Raw genomic sequence first — 3253 nt, forward strand, 5'->3', positions numbered from 1 at the left:
GATCTCGATCGTGGTCAGGTCGTCCACGGTGGCGAGCATGTCGCGGAGCGCGCCGGACCCCGCGGGACCGTCGGCGCCGGTCCTGCCCGTGTCCTCGGCGCCCGCGGGCCGGGCGGCCTGCTCGGGACGCGAGTACCGGGCCGACAGCCCGGGCCAGCGCGAACCCCGCGCCAGGACGATCAGGCCGGCGGTGGCGAGCAGCACGCCGCCCGCCATGGACAGCCCCCACCAGGGCTCCACGTGGACGACCGGGTGCGCGCCGAGTCTCATCAGCGCGCTCTTCTCCGCCGCGATCTTGGCGACGTGCCCGGGCCGGGACGCGGTCACGGACGTGACCACGACGCCCGCGCCGAACAGCGCGAGCAGCAGCCCGACGCCCGCGCGGACCCGTCCGGCCGTGGCGAACAGCGCGGCGAGCCCGGCGAGCCCCGCCCAGCCGAGCGCGGACGCGAACTGGCCGAGGTCGTGACCGGTGAGGTGCTGGGTGAAAGGCGTGATCGCGTTCTGCGCGCGGACGGTGGCCCAGCCCTGGCCGGCGGCGAGCAGGGTCAGCCCGGCTCCGGCGGCGCACACCAGGGCCGCGACGCCGCGTTCCCGGGCGGAGGTCACGACTGCTCGGCGGGCCGTTCGCCGACCGCCGCGTCCAGGACGTCGGCGTCGAAGCAGGTCCGGTCGCCGGTGTGGCAGGCCGCGCCGACCTGGTCCACCTTGAGGAGGATCGCGTCCTTGTCGCAGTCGAGCGCGACCGACTTGATCCACTGCTGGTGGCCGGAGCTCTCGCCCTTCACCCAGTACTCCTGGCGGCTGCGCGACCAGTAGGTGGCGCGGCCCGTGGTGAGCGTGCGGTGCAGCGCCTCGTCGTTCATCCACGCCAGCATCAGCACCTCACCGGTGTCGTACTGCTGGGCGATGGCGGCGACGAGCCCGTCGGCGTCGCGCTTGAGCCGCGCGGCGATCTCGGGGTCGAGTGAGGACTCGGAAGGGGCAGCGGACATGCGGTCCATTCTGCCGCAGGCCCCCGGCCGTCCGCGTCCAGGTCCCGTTTTCCGTCCCCCTTCCAGGTCAGCCCTTAGGGCGGGCCCGGGCGCGCCTTGGCGGGCGGGACGGAGGTCCGGCGCGAACGCGAGTGACGAAAGACACAGCGCGCCGGACGGGCCGGAGAGCCGCGCGCGGAGGGAGCGGAAGGGAAAGGCACCCGGAACGCAGCGCGGCCCGCGTTCCGAAAGGAACGCGGGCCGCGCGGACGACTGCGGGTGTTACAGGGGGACGACCTGGTCAGCCTGCGGACCCCGGTTACCCTGCGTCACTTCGAACTGGACGCGCTGGTTCTCGTCCAGCGAGCGATACCCGGAGGTCTGAATCGCCGAGTAGTGCACGAAGACGTCGGGGCCACCACCGTCGACGGCGATGAAGCCGAAGCCCTTTTCGGCGTTGAACCACTTCACGGTGCCCTGCTGGGGCATGTCTTTCTCCTTGCGGCAAAACGTGGGCCCACACCTCGCGGGCCCAGCGCGGCTGCTAGCGGAACGCTCTCGCCGCCCGGGATGGTCCCGGATAGCCAAAACGCCCGCTGCCATCAGTCCGCGGGCGTCCGTACAAACGATCGAGAACCACGACTGCAACCGACCGGACCACAGTATCACCGGATCCGCGTAAAACGCAGGAGCCGCAACCCTTTCGATCGGCGCCCCGAGCGCCGCCGACCCGCACGACACATCGGGGCGACACCTGACGGACATCCGTCGATGCGAGTTCGGCGCTTGTTCGGTGCCGGGGAGGGCGCGGATTCGCGCTGGCCACCATGGTGATAAGCGCGATTCCGACCGAACGGGGCGGAGTGTCCGCGCACGCGCCGGAAGGGGGCCGCCAAGCCGACTCGCCGTTTCCCAAACATGGAGAAGTTCCGCCGAGAGCGGAGCGCGCGGGGCCTGGGCGGCCGTCCCGGCCCCGGACCACCCGAAGCGACCGGGTGGTCATGGTGCGCGGCGGACCCGCGCGACGCACCGAGGGACCGATCGGCCTGTCGTACTAGGAGATACCGAACCTCCGGAACCTCTGGAACCTCCTGAGCCCCACCCATGACCGGATCCGGTTCGCGGGGAACTCGGAGGCGGTTCGCCGGTGCCTGCCACCACTCCCCCGCGCCATCCGACCGCGGAGCCGCCGACACGCCCGACCGCACCTCGGGCGCCCCTCGCGACGCACCCAACCTGTGTCCTATGGATACATTTTTAAGGACATAGAGGGCAATTTTTATGCGCCGAAGACGAGTTCTGTCGCGTGTACGCATGCCGAGGGCACTCGGAACCGGGGCGCGGACGGCAGATGGCGTCGCGGTGAACAAAGGAGTCGGCGACCCACGCCATTTTCTCGACGTCAAGAAGAGTGTGCGAAGGGCGACTCGGCCGCGGCCCCGATTCCCCTTCCGTCCCTTCACCGAACAACCCGGCGCGGACCCATGCCGACTGCGAACCGTGTCGGCACTCCGGCCGGACTACCGCCCCTGAACGCGGCGGCACGGCACCGACCCGCCGGCGAGCGGCCCCGCCCCCCAGACCCTCGGCCCAGGACTCCGCCCCGGACTCGGGCGTCCGGCCTCGCCTCCAGGACGAGCCGTCCACCTTAACCATCGGGGACGCCTCGTATTCCCCGCACACCTCAGGGGAACGGGCGCGACTGCCGGGAGCGACGCCTCCGGCGGGAGGCCCGGCGGCGGTCACCCGACCGCCCACCCGGGGGCCCGAGGTGATCATGGTGGGAATACCCGATACGCCCGGATGGTAGGGATAGTCGCGCCCTCAACCCTTTGACCCAAGGAGCCCCCGTGCCAGCAGGCTCATCTCGACGCGGAGCCTCATCCCCCGACCAAGCCCCCTCCGTCCCCCCGGCCCCCGCCACAACCGACGCCACCGGCGGCGCTTCCGCGCCCGACACGGCGGCGGAGGGCCGCAGGCCGGTGGAGAACGGCGTCGCGGCGGGCCCCTCCCCCGCGCCGGTCTCCGGCGGTGGGCGGAAGGAGGAGCGGAAGGAGGCGACGACGGCCTCCGCCGCGGCCGAGCTGGGGGCCGACGGGGCCTCCTCCACCGGGCAGATCCTGCGGGAGGGGATGCGGGTCCTCGGGGTGGCCATCCGGGCCGAGCCCCGGGTGTTCGCCATCTCGGTGCTGGCCAGCGCCCTGTACGGCGCGATGACGGTCGGGACGGCGCAGGCGCTCGGCTGGGCCACGCAGCACACCGTCCTGCCCGCGTTCGAC

The 3253-nt window shown here is 72.3% G+C and carries 3 protein-coding genes and 1 pseudogene; 1 reads left to right on the forward strand and 3 read right to left on the reverse strand.

Annotation, left to right across the window (positions count from 1 at the left end; translation table 11 throughout):
• The 3 genes from AB0J52_RS33440 to AB0J52_RS33450 all read right to left on the reverse strand — a co-directional run.
• Positions 1 to 609, reverse strand: a 609-nt coding sequence (locus AB0J52_RS33440; RefSeq protein ID WP_500186863.1) for a Trp biosynthesis-associated membrane protein, incomplete at its 3' end; no start/stop codon positions are given.
• Positions 606 to 1004, reverse strand: coding sequence for a phosphoribosyl-AMP cyclohydrolase (gene hisI / locus AB0J52_RS33445; protein ID WP_500186864.1), 399 nt, complete (start codon positions 1002 to 1004; stop codon positions 606 to 608). The genes hisI and AB0J52_RS33440, both read right to left, overlap by 4 nt.
• Before the next feature lie 252 nt (positions 1005 to 1256).
• Positions 1257 to 1463: a cold-shock protein gene (locus tag AB0J52_RS33450; RefSeq protein WP_117359821.1), complete on the reverse strand. Its 207-nt coding sequence runs from the start codon at positions 1461 to 1463 to the stop codon at positions 1257 to 1259.
• A 1493-nt stretch (positions 1464 to 2956) separates the two neighbouring features.
• On the opposite strand from AB0J52_RS33450, the pseudogene AB0J52_RS33455 reads away from it, so the two are divergent.
• Positions 2957 to 3253: pseudogene (locus AB0J52_RS33455) on the forward strand (ABC transporter ATP-binding protein); the annotation flags it as partial.

The sequence above is a fragment of the Spirillospora sp. NPDC049652 genome (assembly GCF_040675125.1).
In the GTDB taxonomy this organism is placed as follows: domain Bacteria; phylum Actinomycetota; class Actinomycetes; order Streptosporangiales; family Streptosporangiaceae; genus Spirillospora.